Annotated in this window: 12 protein-coding genes and 1 pseudogene; 3 read left to right on the top strand and 10 right to left on the bottom strand. The window is 49.5% G+C overall.

Going from position 1 to position 15,521, the window contains the following annotated elements; genetic code table 11:
- Positions 1-4 precede the first annotated feature (4 nt).
- The 4 genes from GWK09_RS04340 to ppk2 (GWK09_RS04325) form a co-directional block, all read right to left on the bottom strand.
- Complete coding sequence (locus tag GWK09_RS04340) at positions 5-4,336, bottom strand: CusA/CzcA family heavy metal efflux RND transporter (RefSeq protein WP_163691772.1); 4,332 nt, start codon at positions 4,334-4,336, stop codon at positions 5-7.
- A 110-nt stretch (positions 4,337-4,446) separates the two neighbouring features.
- The gene (locus tag GWK09_RS04335; RefSeq protein ID WP_163691771.1) at positions 4,447-4,845 is read right to left on the bottom strand and encodes a hypothetical protein; all 399 of its coding nucleotides are present in this window, start codon (positions 4,843-4,845) and stop codon (positions 4,447-4,449) included.
- Between the two features lie 51 nt (positions 4,846-4,896).
- A complete protein-coding gene (gene ppk2, locus GWK09_RS04330) occupies positions 4,897-5,721 on the bottom strand; it encodes a polyphosphate kinase 2 (protein ID WP_163691770.1) in 825 nt (274 codons plus the stop codon).
- Positions 5,722-5,724: 3 nt separating this feature from the next.
- Positions 5,725-6,570, bottom strand: a complete 846-nt coding sequence (gene ppk2 / locus GWK09_RS04325) for a polyphosphate kinase 2 (RefSeq protein WP_163691769.1) — start codon at positions 6,568-6,570, stop codon at positions 5,725-5,727.
- Positions 6,571-6,810: 240 nt separating this feature from the next.
- Between ppk2 (GWK09_RS04325) and GWK09_RS04320 the strand changes: the two genes are divergently transcribed.
- Complete coding sequence (locus GWK09_RS04320) at positions 6,811-7,245, top strand: hypothetical protein (RefSeq protein WP_163691768.1); 435 nt, start codon at positions 6,811-6,813, stop codon at positions 7,243-7,245.
- Positions 7,246-7,515: 270 nt separating this feature from the next.
- Positions 7,516-7,779, top strand: a pseudogene (locus GWK09_RS15020) (DUF2141 domain-containing protein).
- A 2-nt stretch (positions 7,780-7,781) separates the two neighbouring features.
- Here GWK09_RS15020 and GWK09_RS04310 read toward each other — a convergent pair.
- Positions 7,782-11,045 carry a S41 family peptidase gene (locus GWK09_RS04310; protein ID WP_163691767.1) on the bottom strand — a complete coding sequence of 1,088 codons (3,264 nt, stop codon included), beginning with the start codon at positions 11,043-11,045 and terminating at the stop codon, positions 7,782-7,784.
- A gap of 116 nt (positions 11,046-11,161) precedes the next feature.
- Positions 11,162-11,584 carry a TonB-dependent receptor plug domain-containing protein gene (locus GWK09_RS04305; RefSeq protein WP_163691766.1) on the bottom strand — a complete coding sequence of 141 codons (423 nt, stop codon included), beginning with the start codon at positions 11,582-11,584 and terminating at the stop codon, positions 11,162-11,164.
- Positions 11,585-11,678: 94 nt separating this feature from the next.
- Between GWK09_RS04305 and GWK09_RS04300 the strand changes: the two genes are divergently transcribed.
- Entirely contained in the window at positions 11,679-12,065 is a 387-nt protein-coding gene (locus tag GWK09_RS04300; protein WP_163691765.1) for a DUF423 domain-containing protein, read from the top strand.
- A 2-nt stretch (positions 12,066-12,067) separates the two neighbouring features.
- Here the strand turns inward: GWK09_RS04300 and GWK09_RS04295 are convergent, their stop codons facing one another.
- From GWK09_RS04295 to GWK09_RS04280, 4 genes are all read right to left on the bottom strand, one after another.
- On the bottom strand, positions 12,068-12,217 hold the full coding sequence (locus GWK09_RS04295; protein WP_163690979.1) for a hypothetical protein: 150 nt from the start codon (positions 12,215-12,217) through the stop codon (positions 12,068-12,070).
- Between the two features lies 1 nt (position 12,218).
- A complete protein-coding gene (feoB, locus tag GWK09_RS04290; protein ID WP_163691764.1) occupies positions 12,219-14,441 on the bottom strand; it encodes a ferrous iron transport protein B in 2,223 nt (740 codons plus the stop codon).
- Positions 14,442-14,447: 6 nt separating this feature from the next.
- The gene (locus tag GWK09_RS04285; RefSeq protein WP_163691763.1) at positions 14,448-14,684 is read right to left on the bottom strand and encodes a FeoA family protein; all 237 of its coding nucleotides are present in this window, start codon (positions 14,682-14,684) and stop codon (positions 14,448-14,450) included.
- A gap of 116 nt (positions 14,685-14,800) precedes the next feature.
- Positions 14,801-15,478, bottom strand: coding sequence for an SCO family protein (locus GWK09_RS04280; RefSeq protein WP_163691762.1), 678 nt, complete (start codon positions 15,476-15,478; stop codon positions 14,801-14,803).
- Positions 15,479-15,521 lie beyond the last annotated feature (43 nt).

Genomic DNA, 15,521 nt, shown 5'->3' with positions numbered 1-15,521 from the left:
TTCGTTAAAGGGTTAGATAATTGATATTGATGATCGTCTGGTTGTAATCGTTGAGACTGTCGAGATAATTCAGCAGTATTCCATAGGCATTTTCGAGGCTTTGTATGTACTGAAAAAAGTCGATTTCCCCGTTTTTGAAGCTACTGATCGCGGTTCTCAGGATCTCATTGGCCAGATCTTTGCCTTCCTTCTCGTAATAAGACAGAGCCTTACGGTTTTGGAGAAGGGTCGCTTTCAGGGATTCCAGCCTGGTGCGAAGGAGGATTTCGTATTCCGCGGATTCCGAATCGAAGGCCTGCTTTTCGAGGGAGGAGGCCTTTATTCTGGAGGCCTGTCCCGAGAAGAAAACAGGTATTTTAAGTCCGAGCAGATAACCGTTCAGGTTTCCGTCCAGGGTTTCATTGGAGCCCTGGAAGTACTCCAGTGCAATATCGGGCAACAGCCTTTGCTTTTCCAACTGGTTCTCCGCCTTCAGCATTAAGGCCTTATCCCTGTAAAGGGTCATTTCCGGCAGGTCTTGCAGGCTGGGTTCCACCAATTCTACTTTCCTGTAGGGTTCCCGTAAGATCTCAATGGTATCCCCGGCTTGCAAGATTTGTAGTAGCGCTTTTAATGCCAGTTCGACTTCCTCTGCCGCCTTGTCTTTTTGAATGGCCACTTGCCGCTGCTTGGAGGAGGCGGTTATTTTTTCCAGGTAATTAGTTTCCCCCAGTTCAAATCGCCGTCCGGCCGCGTAGTCAAAATTCCTGTAGATACTGTCAAGCCTTGTGTAGATCAGTTCTTTTTCAAGGCGTACCTGATATTCATAATAAGCACTGGCAAGGTCCCTTATGAGATTTTTTTTCCGGACCTCATGGGCGTCTTTTTCCATGGCAGCCACTGTTTTTTGGACCTTACGCCTGGCCCCATAGACCGAAGGGAAAAGGAAATCCTGCCTGATCCCAAACACGTCCACGGGAAATCCGTTGACGGCTAAATTGTTCTCGTTATAGGTGTAATAGATCTCGGTTTTGTCAAATTCAAAGGCCGTTCCTTTGAGGACCTCGGATCGTTCATAGCGAAGCCAGGAAGCATTGAGCCCTGCGTTATTCTCCAGGGCGATTGGGATCAGCCCGTCCAGATCCCTCGGGGCCGATTGTCCTTGAACGGAGATGGAGAAAAGTATGATCAGCACACCAAGGGATTTTTTAAAGCGCCCCCTTCTTTTCAACTTGCCCGAGCTGACCTTTTCGAACATGCAGTAGAGTACGGGGAGTACAACCAGGGTGAGAAGAGTGGCCGATACGAGTCCGCCTATGACCACCGTTGCCAGTGGCCGCTGTACCTCCGCCCCGGCGTTGGTGGAGATCGCCATGGGAAGAAACCCAAGAGCGGCGGCTGATGCGGTAAGCAATACGGGCCGGAGCCTGTCCTTTGTCCCCTGTTTTATCAGAGTTTCCATATCCGTTAATCCTTTGGTTTTCAATTCTTTAAAATGTTCAATGAGGACGATCCCGTTGAGAACCGCTATACCGAAAAGGGCGATAAAGCCGATCCCAGCGGAAATACTAAAAGGCATATCCCTTATCCAAAGCAGGAAGACCCCTCCTATAGCAGCCAATGGGATGGCGGAGTAGATCAGGATTGCCTCTCTCAGGGAGTTGAAAGTGAAGTAGAGTAGGACAAAGATGAGCAGCAGGGCGATAGGTACCGCTATTTTCAAACGCGCCTTTGCACTTTGCAGATTCTCGAATTGCCCTCCGTAGCTTAAAGTATATCCTACAGGGAGCGAAATGTCTCTTTCGATCAGCATCCGGACGTCATCCACCACAGATTGCAGATCCCTGTTGCGGACGTTGATCCCTACCACTATCCTCCTCCTGCTGTTATCCCTGGAGATCTTGGCCGCTTCCTTCTGGTACGTGATATCAGCTACTTGGGAGAGAGGGATTTTTCCGCCTGATGGGACATCGATGTACAAGTTTTTGAGGTCCTCTATCCCTCGTCTCTGAGACTCTTTAAGACGCACGACCAGGTCAAACTTTTTCTCCCCCTCAAAAACACTACCTACGGTGCTCCCAGAAAAACCTGCAGAAACCATTTTGTTTAAGTCCTCGATATTTAGTCCGAAACGGGCGATCCTGGAACGGTCGTAGGACACGTTCATCTGGGGAAGTCCCGCGATCTTCTCCACGGTAATATCTGCAGCCCCCTCCACATCTTTGATCAGTTCCCTGATCTCCTCTCCTTTCTTCAGGAGGATGTCGAGGTCCTCTCCGAAGACCTTTATGGCAATATCGGCGCGAACTCCGGTGATCAATTCGTTGAATCTCATTTCAATGGGCTGGGTGAACTCTATTTCGATGCCCGGGATGACCAGCAAAGCCTCCTTAAACTTCTCGGCAAGTTCGTCCTTAGACCTTGCAGACGTCCAGGTGTTTTTGGGATGAAGGATGATGATCACATCGCTTTCTTCCATAGACATGGGGTCTGTGGGCACTTCGGCAGCCCCGATCCGCGTGACCACCTGTTTGACTTCCGGAAATTCCTTCAGGAGGATCTTTTCTATCTGTGTGGTGGTCTCTATCGTCTCACTCAGGGAGGTTCCGGTCTTCAGGATCGGTTGGATGACAAAATCCCCTTCATCGAGGGTAGGAACGAACTCCCCACCCATGGTGGAGAATATAATAATCGCGAATACCAATAGACTGCCGGCCGCACCCAGGACCAGTTTTTTCCTCTGTAAAGCCCAGTGCAAGGTAGGCTCATACCAGGACATCAGTTTTTTCATTAGTCGGCCTGCAAAATCCCTACCTTCCGCCCTGGCCGGTTTCAACAGGAGGGAGGAAATCACGGGGACATAGGTCAGACAGAGGATGATGGCTCCTATCAGGGCAAAACTGAAGGTAAGCGCCATAGGCCGGAACATCTTGCCTTCCACTCCGCTCAGGGAAAGAATAGGGATAAAGACGATCAGGATGATCAGTTGCCCGAAAATAGCGGAGTTCATCATCTTGGCTCCTGCTTCTGCTGCGACCTCATCTTTGAACTCGCTTCGTTCCTCATTTTTGAGGTTGAGAAGCTCCGACCTCTTTTTGGTGATCTGGTACGCCGTGTACTCCACAATGATGACTGCCCCGTCGATGATGATTCCAAAATCGATGGCCCCGAGGCTCATCAGGTTGGCGTCTATCCCGAAGATATACATCATGGAAAGGGCGAAAAGAAGGCTCAGAGGAATGACAGAGGCTACTACCAGGCCGGATCTGAAATTGCCCAGAAGCAGGACGACGACGAACACCACGATGAGACAACCGAAAATCAGGTTCTCTATGACCGTACTGGTGGTCCTGCCTATGAGTTCACTCCTGTCCAGGAAGGGATTGATATAGATCCCCTCCGGCAGGGAAGGGGAGATCTCAGTCACCCTGGTCTTCACGGCTTCGATCACCTTTTTGGAATTGGCATCCTTAAGCATCATCACCTGCCCGAGTACCTTTTCCCCTTCCCCGTTTCCGGTTATTGCGCCAAATCGCACAGCGCTGCCAAAGCCCACCTCGGCAATGTCTTTGATCAAAATGGGGGTCCCATCCTTGTTGTCCACGACAATGGAACGGATATCTTCCAGAGAACCGACCAGGCCTTCCCCTCTGATAAAATACGCCTGGTTTTCCTTTTCAATATAGCCCCCTCCGGTAACACTGTTGTTCTTTTCCAGCGCTGAGAAAACATCCCCTGCCGAAATTTCCATCGCATTGAGCTTGCGGGTGTCAATGGCAATTTCGTATTGCTTCAGTTTGCCCCCCCAGGTGTTGACTTCCACTACGCCGGGTATACCCGAAAGCTGTCTTTTGACGATCCAATCCTGAATGGTGCGAAGGTCTGCAGAGGTATACTTCCCTTTGTATGCCGGTTCCATTTCGAGGGTGTACTGGTAGATCTCGCCAAGCCCGGTGGTTATAGGTCCCATTTCCGGGTTTCCGAATCCTTCCGGGATCTTTTCGGAGGCCGATTTGATCTTCTCCGCAATCAGTTGTCTGGGCAGGTAGGTCCCCATGTCATCTTCAAAAACGATGGTCACCACGGACAGACCGAATTTGGATACAGATCTGATCTCTTTAACGCCCGGCAGGTTCACCATTTCCAGTTCAACCGGATAGGTGATGAATTTTTCCATTTCACGGGTAGACAGGCTTGTGGAAGTAGTGATCACCTGCACCTGGTTGTTCGTCACATCGGGTACCGCCCCAACGGGGATCTGTATCAGGGAGAACAGCCCGTAACCTATATTGAGAAGTACCAGAAGGAATACCAGGAATTTGTTCCTGATACTGAAATTAATAATGGATGATAGCATGATGTGCTGAATTATTGCAAATGCGTCAATCCCCCTTAGGAGGGAAAAAAAGATGAAGGTTCTTGAAAAACAGGGCAGGCCGGAAGGTCCTCACCCGACAAGTCTTGTGATCAGGCCTTTTTGGGCGGCTGAAAGATACCGGATCTGAATCCTGAGTAATCGGTTTGAAGATAATAGAATGCCTCTCCCTTTTCGGGCTCTGTGTCGACCTTTTGCTTATCCTGGGCAGAGGAAAACAGTACGTAGGCATTTGCTGCGTGATGTGTACAACACTGCTGTTGAAAAGGCAACTTTTCGTGATCGCCTTGTTCTTCCTGATGGTTCTTCTCGTGTTCGGCCTTCAGTTCACCGTAATGCTTGGAAATAAAAACAAAAAGGTTGTCCCCGTATTGTTCCTTGTGGAAAGAGGCGTGCTCCAGGAACTCATCTAAGCGTGATAGCTCTCCAAGGCTGATATTCAAACTTTGGAACAGGATGAGAATTGCGGATAGGGTCGAAAGCAGTTTCATACCAATCACTCTTAATTCAAATATACCAATTTTTACACACAATAAGATCCGCTACTCCGCCTTTGCGCCTCTGTGATTTTTCTCCCGTTCATTATACGGGATGGTATCGATGATATATTGCAAAGCAGCGATCCGTGCCTCCGTCTTCCGGTCGGCCTCTATGATGATCCAGGGCGATTTCTTGAGGTTGGTATGCTCGAACATACGCACTTTGAATTCCGTATACAGGTCCCAGAGTTCCTGGGCTTTGCGATCCACATCTGTCATTTTCCACCTCTTGAGCGGATTGGACTGAATGTCGTTAAAACGGAGTGCCTGTTGCTCCTTGGTGATGGAAAAATAGAACTTGATCAGGAAGATCCCGGAATCCATGATCATGTTCTCGAAGCTATTCACCTGCTCCATAAAACTGCGGTATTGGGATTTTGTACAGAATCCATTGACGGGTTCCACCACAGCTCGGTTGTACCAGCTGCGGTCAAAGAAGACCATTTCGCCTGGTTTGGGAAGCTGATTCACATACCGCTGGAAGTACCATTGGCCCTGTTCTTCCACGCTGGGCTTCGGCAGGGCGACGATCCTGAAGTGGCGGGGATTGATATGTTCGGTGATCCTGCGAATGGCCCCGCCTTTTCCGGCTGCATCCCGCCCTTCAAAGAGGACTACCACTTTTTTGTTCTTTTCTATGACCCAATGCTGTAGCCGGATCATCTCAGCCTGCAATTTATGGAAGATGAACTCATCCTTCACCTGCCTTAGCGCTTTAGGCACATTGGTCTTTTTATCTGCAAGCAGGAACTGTATCCCCAGGGGAGTATTGAGCAATTCGAGGTCTTCTGCGCTCAGGTCCAACTCATTGTTATGTTTTTTCTTCATGGCCTAAGTATCTATTTGCTCGATCTGCCTGTAGTACCTGAGTACTATGTTGGGATCGGGAAGGATGGTGGTCTTGCTTTTGAGCGCTTTGGTATAATCGAATTGGGACAACACATACCGCATACTCTCGAGTCGGGCCGTTTTTTTGCTGTTCGCCTTAACGATGATCCAGGGACTAAAAGTGGAATGGGTCTTGGAGAACATATGCTCTTTGTAATAGGTGTATTTATCCCAAAGCGCCTGTCCTTTCTGGTCCACAGGGCTGAATTTCCATTTTTTGAGAGGGTTGAGCAGGCGGGAATCTATCCGTCTCTTCTGTTCGCTCTTGGAGATAGAGAACCAGAACTTGATGATCTTTACCCCATCTTCGTACAACATATGTTCAAAACCGGGTACCTGTACCATGAACTGATTGTATTCCTGTTGATTGCAGAAGCCCATGACAGGTTCAACCACGGCCCGGTTATACCAGCTCCTGTCAAACAAAACGATCTCTCCAGGGTTGGGGAGCTCTTTGATGTACCGCCTGAAATACCACTGACCCCGCTCTACTTCCGTGGGCCTCGATAAGGCCACCACACGAGTGGTCCTCGGGTTGAGATGCTGTTTAAAGCGCTTGATGGTCCCCCCTTTGCCGGCAGCGTCCCGCCCTTCAAAAATGATGGCCACCCTCATTTTGTGCTTCCTCACCCATCGCTGGAAGTTGACCATCTCGATCTGCAACAGGCGGAGCTCTTCCTCATAGCGCAGATTCCTCAGGGCCTTGGCGACGGAAATATCTTTTTGGTGGGCGATTTCGATGAGGTCTTTTCTCCTCTTGGCACTAGAAAGGTCTTCCAGGGTAAACATGAAACGGTATGTGTATTTAAAGTTTGTCTTCCAGGGAAAGACCCGAAAAACTGTCTTCCCCCAACGCTTAAAGATACTGTTTTTGATGCTTCCTGAAGGAATGGAATGCGGTCAAATTATTTATGGTGGGGAGGTATCCCTTCCGGTACCCTCTTGTTTTAATGGCGCCTATTGACTATGTTTAGACCCCTTAAACAGGGATTTAAAGCATGCTCAAAAATAAACGAGCCTGACGGGCGTATGATGGCTGTAAAAAAAAGGCACTGGTTCTGGAATCTGGTCATTGGCCTGACCATACTGGTATGCCTCTCGGCCTATGTCCTCCATGCCAGGAATTGGATAAAGCAGGAGGAAGAAGGTTTCCTGCTCTTTTCAGGGTTTTACTTTTCCAGGATCCACTATGACGAAATAGAGACAATTTCTATGGTGCCCAGGATTCCAGAAATGGAACGGAAATCGGGTTTCTCCGTATGGGGCATCGAGAAAGGGGTGTTCCGTGACACCCTGGAAGGAGTCGAGGGGATCAGGGTCTATGTCGATGAGCTCAAATACCCTAAGATTTTGCTACAGATGCGGGGCTCAGCACCCATCTATTTCAACTTCAGGGATTCCCTTGAAACCCATTCCTTCTACGATTCCCTTTTAGAAAAGCTGGAAGGATCCACCCCTGAATAGGACCAGCTTTTGACCTAATATTTACTGGGGGTTAAGTTTTAGCATTTTTCAGGCAAATAAATTCGGTCCTATAGGATACTTATGCATAGTACATCTCCGTTTAGGTCCCAGTAAATCCTGATGAAATGACCAAATACCTCCTCATTCTTTATTCCTCTTCCCTCTTACAGGGTTATCCCAGAACGAACTCATCGTGGAGGTACAGGGTGTACAGTCGTCTATTGGGAACATCAATGTAGCCGTGTACAACAAGGCGGAGGGTTTTCTTAAATTCGAAGGAGTTTACAAATAGGACAGACCAGGGCAGTCGCCAGAAACACCCTTATCAGGATCCAAGATCTGCCAAGTGGTGAGTATGCGCTGGCCGTTTTCCACGATGAGTATGGGAACAACAGCCTGGACACCAACTGACTGGGAATCCCGAAGGAACCCTTCGGATTCTCCAACGCAAAGATGAAAACCTTCGGGCCTCCCAGTTTTCGGGAGTGTTCCTTTTCCCTTTCTTCTGACCAGGCAGTAAAGGTCAGCCTGTAATCCTAATCCTTACTCTCCAAATAACCGGGTGGTCTCATCCAGCGTACAGGCGCCTCTGGCTCAGGTTTCAGGAAGAACTCCTGTGTCTCTAATAGCCTCATAGCTTCCTGCACACTTCTTTCCAGTTGGGGGTCCCCTCCGTCAAGCACTTTTTTAGGATCCTGTATCACCTCAATATCCGGTGCAACCCCTTCACCCTCTACGGCCCATTTTCCATTAACATCGAAGAAACCTCCCCGAGGGGCCACCATGCGGCCACCATCTATGAACCGGGGTGTGTCCCAGGTGCCTACCAGTCCACCCCATGTGCGCGTACCTACAAGCGGACCCAGATTTTTGGCCTTGAACATATAGGGGAGCAGATCCCCTCCCGAACCTGCCCTTTCGTTGATGATCATCACCTTAGGGCCCCATATTCCGGCCATAGGGGTGGTCCAGGGACGATTGTCGTTCGCCTTGCTATTGAAGTATCCCAGGAGGGTGCGGTCCATGATGTCGATCATATAGTCTGCGGCCGATCCACCCCCATTATTCCGCTCGTCAATGATCACCCCTTTCTTGTCCTGTTGTGAAAAGTAATACCGGTTGAAATACTCAAAGCCCCTGCCACCTGTATTTGGGACATATACGTAGGCCAATTTGCCTCCTGAAAGGGCATCTACTTTCCGACGGTTGCCTTCGATCCAGTCCATAGTCCTGAGCATATACTCATTGCGCACAGGTCTGATCAGAATCTCTCTGGCCCCACCGGCGTCGGGAGTCGATGAAATGGTCAGTTGTATTTCCCGCTCTGCGGTCTGTTCGAGCAAGCTGTACGGATTGATCGCCGAGGTCAGTTTCTTCCCATTAATCGCCAGGATGTAGTCTCCTGTCTTCACATCGATGCCGGGGAGGTGAAGGGGGGCGTCGAGGTCCGGATTCCATTGTTCTCCTGTATAAATCTTGGATATTTTGTACAGGCCATCAGACACCTCCAGTTCGCAACCCAGCAGGCCCACGGGAACATTTTCAATATCGGGGAAGTCGCCCCCGGACACATAGGAGTGCCCGATCGCCACTTCTCCACTCATGATATCCACTACATAGTTCAGGTCCGTCCGGTGACGCACATGGTCTATCCAGGGGGAATACCATTGGTAGATAAGGTCCCAAGGGGCCCCGTGAACATTGTCCACATAGAGAAAATCCCTCATAAACCTCCAGCCTTCTTTGAAGATCTGTTTATACTCCGCCTGTGGGTCCACCTTCAGCTTGATATTTGTATCCAGTTTTCCTTCACTGTTTTTAAAGCTGCCTTTGGTCTCTGAAATGAACCAGGCCCCATTTTGTCTCAGCAAGACGTTCTTCCGGTCTGAGGAAGGGATGAATTCTGAAATATTGGTGGCGAATTCCTCTGCCTTCTCTTTTTTGACGTCGTAGGAATGAATCTTGAGATTTCGTTCGTTCGGGACATTTTCGGCTATGAACAACTGGTGTTTTGGCCCTTTGGCAAGGGACACATAATTTCGTTCTGCCAGTTCCAGGGGGATGATACGGGAATAAATACCCTGGGGATCTATTTTGACAACGACCTTCTTATCGGCTTCTTCATCCTCTCCCTTTTTCTTGCTTTTCTTCTCTGCAGGATCCGGAGTGTCAGCCTTTTTCTCCTCATCTGATTCTGGAAGGTTGGGAGCTTTTCCGGAGGCCGAAAGGACCAGAGCGTAGAGCCTACGCGTTACCTGGGGGTCATAGGAACTCATGTCGAGCCAGCCCGATTGCAGGCCGTAATTGGTGCTGGCCAGGAAGTATAGGTATTCTCCCCCTTCATCCCAGACAGGACTGATGGCATCTGCCATCCCATCGGTGAGTTGCCATTCTTTTTTGGATTGAACATCGTAGGCAAATACCGCTTTGAAATGACTGTTGAGTTGCTTGGAATAGGCGATCCACCGGCTGTCCGGTGACCAGACAGGGTTCATGGTCCTGTCGGGATGGGCATATCGGTCCGTCGCGGCCTTATAAACACTTCCATTGCCGAGTTCTATGATCCAGATGTTGTAATCCGTATCGGAATAGGCGATATAGTTTCCGTCCGGAGACCAGTCTGGCTGGAAATAAAAAGTGGGGTTCGGAAGAGGGTAACTCCTGGATTGTTGTCCTTCCTGGTCAGTGACCACCAGTTGATATTCCCCGCTTGCGTCCGAAAACCAGGCGATCTTGTCTCCCTGGGGGGACCATACCGGGTAGCGGTCTGCGACCCCCGGGGAATTGGAGAGGTTTCGATACGTCCCTTTCTCTTTAGGAATGCTGAAGACCTCCCCCCTGTATTCGAAAAGGGCCCTTTTTCCACTGGGCGATATGCCCGCATTCCCGAGATCATTGCCATTGGCCTCTTCCCACCGGGGCCTTGCGAAATTCATATCCCCTCTGACCTCCACAACGAGCTGGCTTGTGGCATTGGTTTCCGGGTTCAGGATATGGAGATAGCCGCCTTGTTCATACACGATGCTTCCCGGGCCTGAATCCAGGCTTTTTACATCAAACTTTTTGTGGAAGGTATGTTGTTGTTCCTGTCCCGTTGCGGGATCAAAGGACCAGATATTGCTGGCCAGATCGCGCTCGGAGAGATAGAAGACCTTGCCGTTGTACCAGACCGGGTCGAGGTGCCTTTCCGCGGTAGGCTGGGGGGTTCTTTGCAAAGAACCCGTGGCCAGATCGACGATCCAGATAGGCATGGCCTGTCCACCGCGATAGTTCCTCCATTCGGGATCCCATGAAGTGATCGGGGTATAGGCTACATATTTCCCGTCCTGAGAGATCTCCCCATAGGCCGCACGGGGAACAGCGATTGCCTGGGGCAATCCACCTTCAGGTGAAACGGTATAAAGTTTATTGGTCTGCGTGGGGCGCGCTTCCCTGCCTGAACGGAACAGTACTTTTCCATCGGGGGTCCAGCCCTGTACCACATCGTCACCGGGATGCCAGGTAAGTCTTTTGGGTTCCCCACCTCCCACCGGGATGATATAGACATCACTGTTGCCGTCATATTCTGCGGTAAAGGCGATCCAGGACCCGTCATCCGAGAAATGGGGAGAGAATTCGTAACCCTCATTGCTGGTCAGACGCTGCGCCTGTCCACCTGAGACCGGTACGATCCAGAGGTCATTGGCGTAGACAAAGACGATTTTCTCGTCGGAAATGGTGGGCTGCCTGAGGAGCTGAGTCCCCTGTCCTGTAGCCAAACCGGTTACAAGGAGGAGCACCAGAATATAGAATGTTTTCATTTTTGGAAGTTTATCTGAGGAAAGTAGATAAAAAAACCGAATGAATCAATCCATGGCATCCTATAACCATAGGGTGCAAAAATGAATCGGGGAAGTAGAATGGGAAATACCGAAGTCTATTCAGTAGTGATCTTAATGACTCCCTGCGCACCCCGGGACCCGTATTCTGAGGCATCGGAACCGGTCAGAACGATTATTTCCTTCACCATGGTATTATCAATCATTCGATCTATATCCCGGAATGAATTCCCTACAATGTAGCCATTGAGGACATATAAAGGCTCCGGGCTGCCTCCCCCGAAATCTGAGATATCGGTAGGACTGTTTATAAGAGAATTGCTGGTCTTATTGATAATGGGCACTCCATTTCGGACGATCACTCCTGGCTTCTGCCTGATCCTGTCAAGGAGGGAGATCGTCACCCGGTTCTTCAGCTGTAGCGTCTGATCAAGGCTAGTATCTGTAGCGGAGGCATTGTTCTTAGCGGGGCCACACGAAATAACGAGCAGCAATAGACCCATAAAACAGAAAATTCTCATAAGGCTTTGAATTGTGAAGCGGAAAGATACGATTTTCAACTTTTTAAAAAGGCCAAAAAAGGCTTTATGAGTACCTTTGGATAAATATGTTGTTATGATCTTATTGGTTCAGGTGGTCGGGGCCCTATACGGATTCCTGGCGGTTCTTTTCGGGGCATTCGGGGCACACGCCCTGAAGAAATCATTTGACGAGGAACAACTCAAAAGCTTTGAGACAGGGGTGAAATACCAGATGTACCACGGCCTGTTGCTGATCGTTCTCGGGTTTAACCTGGGATTTAACACCCCCCTTGAATCGTATCTGGCTTATTGCTTTATCTTCGGGACCCTCCTTTTTTCCTTTAGCATATACGGCCTTTGTATCACCGGGGCCAAAGGGAGGAAATGGAAGTTCCTGGGTCCGGTCACCCCTTTGGGCGGGTTGCTTCTGCTGTCGGGGTGGGCCTTGCTTTTCTATTCGTTTATTGAGGAGATCGTCTGAGGTCAATGGCATCCACAATCGTCCTTACCGCAATCTGCCGATGAGTTCTTCTTACCGATCCTCAGCTTTTTCGGAAGGACAAAGCGGTTGATCAAATATCCGAGTGCCACGGCTAGGGTGAGATATACCAGGATGGATTGCAGACTCATCATGCTATTTCAGGATTTGATAAGCCACCAAAGCTATAATATACGCAAAAGTACTCATGATCGACAATTGAGCCAAAGGCCATTTCCAGCTGTTGGTCTCCCGCTTTACCACGGCCAGTGTACTCATGCATTGCATGGCGAAGGCATAGAACAGGAGAAGGGATATACCTGAAGCGAGGTTGAAAAGAGGTTTATCTGTTCCAGGATTCACTTCGGCAGCCATTCGGTTCTTGATGGTCTCTTCTTCGTCATTGCCCACGCTGTAGATGGTCGCCAGAGTTCCCACAAAGACCTCCCTGGCTGCGAAGGAGGTCAGGACCGCGATCCCGATCTTCCAGTCGTACCCCAAAGGCTTCACCAGAGGCTCTATGGCTTTCCCGATGTTGCCGATGTAGGAATTCTCCAATTTAAAACTGGCTATCTCCTGCCTTACCGCTCTTTTTTCGAGGGAATCTTTTTTTAGGGCCAGGGAATCGAGCAATTGAGACCTGTCCATTGCCTGACGGTCTTCAAGGGTTTCCCGGTAGGCCTCCATCTTTTTTGAAATATCTTCCTGGTTGTAGACGGTAAACCCTTTTTCGGAAATGCGTTGTTTTACCAGGTCTTCAGCCTTAGTGAACCGGTCGGAGTACCCGTTCGAGCCCAGGAACCACAAGACGATAGAAATGGCCAGGATGATCTTCCCGGCCCCGTAGACAAAACTCTTTGTCTTTTCGATCACCGTGTAGGCCACATTTTTTAGCAGGGGAAGTTTGTAATTCGGCATTTCGATCACAAAAAAACTACGGCTCTTTATATCCAGGATCTTGTGGAGGATCATGGCCGAGAATAATGCGGCCATAAACCCGATGAGATACAGGAGCATCAGGGTAAGCGCCTGATAGCTAAGGCCGATGAACCTGCCTTCCGGGATGACCAGGGCAATGATGATCAGGTATACGGGAAGCCTGGCGGAACAGGTCGTGAACGGGGTCACCAGGATGGTGATCAGCCGCTCCTTCCAGTTCTCTATGTTCCTGGTGGCCATCACCGCCGGGATGGCACAGGCCGTTCCGGAGATCAGGGGAACCACGCTTTTTCCGCTAAGGCCGAAGGGCCGCATCACCCTGTCCATCAGAAATACCACCCTGCTCATATAACCGGATTCTTCCAACAGGGAAATAAAGAGAAAGAGAAAGGCGATCTGGGGAATAAAAATGACAATGCCCCCTATACCGGCCAGGATGCCTTCCGCGATCAGGTTAGTAAAAACGCCGGGAGGCAGGCTGTCCTTTACCCATTCACTCGCGGCTGCGAACTGTTCGTCTATAAAGTCCATCGGATAGCTGCTCCAATCGTAAATGGCCTGGAAAATGGTCAGCAAAATGATAAAGAAGATAAGGTATCCGAATACCTTGTGGGTGAGAATCTTGTCCAGGGTTGCCCTAAATCCCCTCGCTACCTTGAGGTCTACTTTATAGGCTTCCTTCAGGATCCCGTTAATGAACTGGTACCTGAGGATGGTCTCTTTTTGCTGGAGGCGTTTGAGTTCGGATTTAGACTTGGTACTGAAAGAACTCGTATCCGGGATGGTCTTTTTTTCAATGGGCATAAAGTTCACGTCCTGGGTGATGACCAGCCAGAGTTTGTAGAGGTCCTCATTGGGAAAGGTCTTTTTCAACCTTTCAAAATAATCGGGGGCGATCACGGTAGTGTCTACATTGGGTTTGGTGGAAAGGTTCTTGTAGTCCGCAATCAGTTCTTTGATCTTCTCGATCCCGGTATTCTTTCTCATACTTACCAGAGCGATCTTCGTATCGAGTTTCTTCTCCAGCAATGCGACATCCAGGGTAATTCCCTTTCGCCTCATCCGGTCGGCCATGTTGATCACCAGGATAGCGGGGATCCTCAGGTCCTTGATCTGGGTGAAGAGCAGGAGGTTGCGTTTGAGGTTCTCCACGTCGCTGATCACGACGACAACGTCCGGGAAATCCTTGTCGTTCCGATTTAGGAGGAGTTCCACGACCACACTTTCATCCAGGGAGGTAGTGTTGAGGCTGTAGGTGCCGGGAAGGTCCAGGATATGAGCTTTTACACCCCTTGGCAGTTTGCAGACACCTTCTTTTTTCTCGACCGTGATCCCGGGATAATTCCCGACCTTTTGCTTCAGACCGGTGAGTTGATTGAAGACGGAGGTTTTCCCGGTATTGGGGTTTCCGATGAGTGCGACATTGATGTTCTTGCTCATGAGGGGCTATGCGTCTTCGAGAATATCTACAAGAATCAAACGGGCGGTAGACCTCCTGATAGCGATATGAGAACCATTTACGTTTACATAGATGGGGTCCCTGAGAGGTGCAATCTGTATCATTTCGATTTCATTGCCCGGTAAGCACCCCAATTCGAGCAGTTTGATGGGCAGGATATCATCAGCACATTCCTTGATGATCCCTCTTTGTCCCATTTTAAGGTCGACTACGGTTGTGCTCAATTCTTATTTAGATTGATTTTAAGTAAGCACAAAAGTAAGTGAAAAAAATAGAATAACAGAAGTAATCCCGGTTTTAGTAGTTCTGGCCGAACGGGGCCTCTTTAAATTGAGGGGACTCAGGGTCTTTGGTAGGAGGCTTTCAGGATATCCAGGTCTTTCAGGAGGTTTTCCATGTCCTTCGGATCCGTGCCATCATAGGTGCCCCGTATCCTTTTTTCCTTGTCTACCAGAATGAAATTCTCCGTGTGGATCATGTCATAGGGCCCACCGTCCCCATCTGTCTTGACGGCCAGATAGGATTTTCTGGCGAGCTCGTAGATCTGTTTTTTGTCTCCCGTCACCAGGTTCCATTTCTTGTCCACTACCCCCTTTTCCAAAGCGTACTTTTTCAGCTGGGCCACGGAATCGATCTCCGGGGTCACCGAGTGACTAAGCAGCATGACCTCTTCGTCATCAAGGATCTTTTCCTGTATGGTGACCATATTTTCTGTCATGATCGGGCAGATAGAGGGACAGGTGGTAAAGAAGAAATCGGCTATATAGATCTTGTCCCTGTAATCCTCCTGGGTGACCGTATCTCCATTCTGGTTCATCAGGGAAAAGTCGGCAATAGTGTGGTATTTACGCACATAGCGGACCGAATCATCCACGAGTTCCGGATTGAAATCAGCCGGTTGGTAGACCGGGAGGGATCTTTTGGGCTGAAGGGCGTTGTAAAAAAGGAGGACGATCACCGCCGAAAGACCCAGCATCACCAGGCCCAGGAATCTGAATTTTCTGAAGAAATGGCGCATCCTTCTTTTTTTACAAAGGTACTGCAGGAGAACAAGCCAATCA

Origin of the sequence: Muriicola jejuensis (genome assembly GCF_010671595.1) — a bacterium.
In the GTDB taxonomy this organism is placed as follows: Bacteria; Bacteroidota; Bacteroidia; order Flavobacteriales; family Flavobacteriaceae; genus Muriicola; species Muriicola jejuensis.
Note: the sequence above shows the minus strand (reverse complement) of the source record. Positions and strands in the feature narration are given on the sequence as shown.

Coding starts and splice junctions, on each gene's coding strand:
- GWK09_RS04305 (WP_163691766.1), bottom strand. CDS start 11,584: ATGAGAATTTTCTGTTTTATGGGTCTATTGCTGCTCGTTATTTCGTGT.
- ppk2 (WP_163691770.1), bottom strand. CDS start 5,721: ATGAAGAAAAAACATAACAATGAGTTGGACCTGAGCGCAGAAGACCTC.
- GWK09_RS04320 (WP_163691768.1), top strand. CDS start 6,811: ATGATGGCTGTAAAAAAAAGGCACTGGTTCTGGAATCTGGTCATTGGC.
- ppk2 (WP_163691769.1), bottom strand. CDS start 6,570: ATGTTTACCCTGGAAGACCTTTCTAGTGCCAAGAGGAGAAAAGACCTC.
- GWK09_RS04295 (WP_163690979.1), bottom strand. CDS start 12,217: ATGATGAGTCTGCAATCCATCCTGGTATATCTCACCCTAGCCGTGGCA.
- GWK09_RS04310 (WP_163691767.1), bottom strand. CDS start 11,045: ATGAAAACATTCTATATTCTGGTGCTCCTCCTTGTAACCGGTTTGGCT.
- GWK09_RS04280 (WP_163691762.1), bottom strand. CDS start 15,478: ATGCGCCATTTCTTCAGAAAATTCAGATTCCTGGGCCTGGTGATGCTG.
- feoB (WP_163691764.1), bottom strand. CDS start 14,441: ATGAGCAAGAACATCAATGTCGCACTCATCGGAAACCCCAATACCGGG.
- GWK09_RS04340 (WP_163691772.1), bottom strand. CDS start 4,336: ATGCTATCATCCATTATTAATTTCAGTATCAGGAACAAATTCCTGGTA.
- GWK09_RS04335 (WP_163691771.1), bottom strand. CDS start 4,845: ATGAAACTGCTTTCGACCCTATCCGCAATTCTCATCCTGTTCCAAAGT.
- GWK09_RS04300 (WP_163691765.1), top strand. CDS start 11,679: ATGATCTTATTGGTTCAGGTGGTCGGGGCCCTATACGGATTCCTGGCG.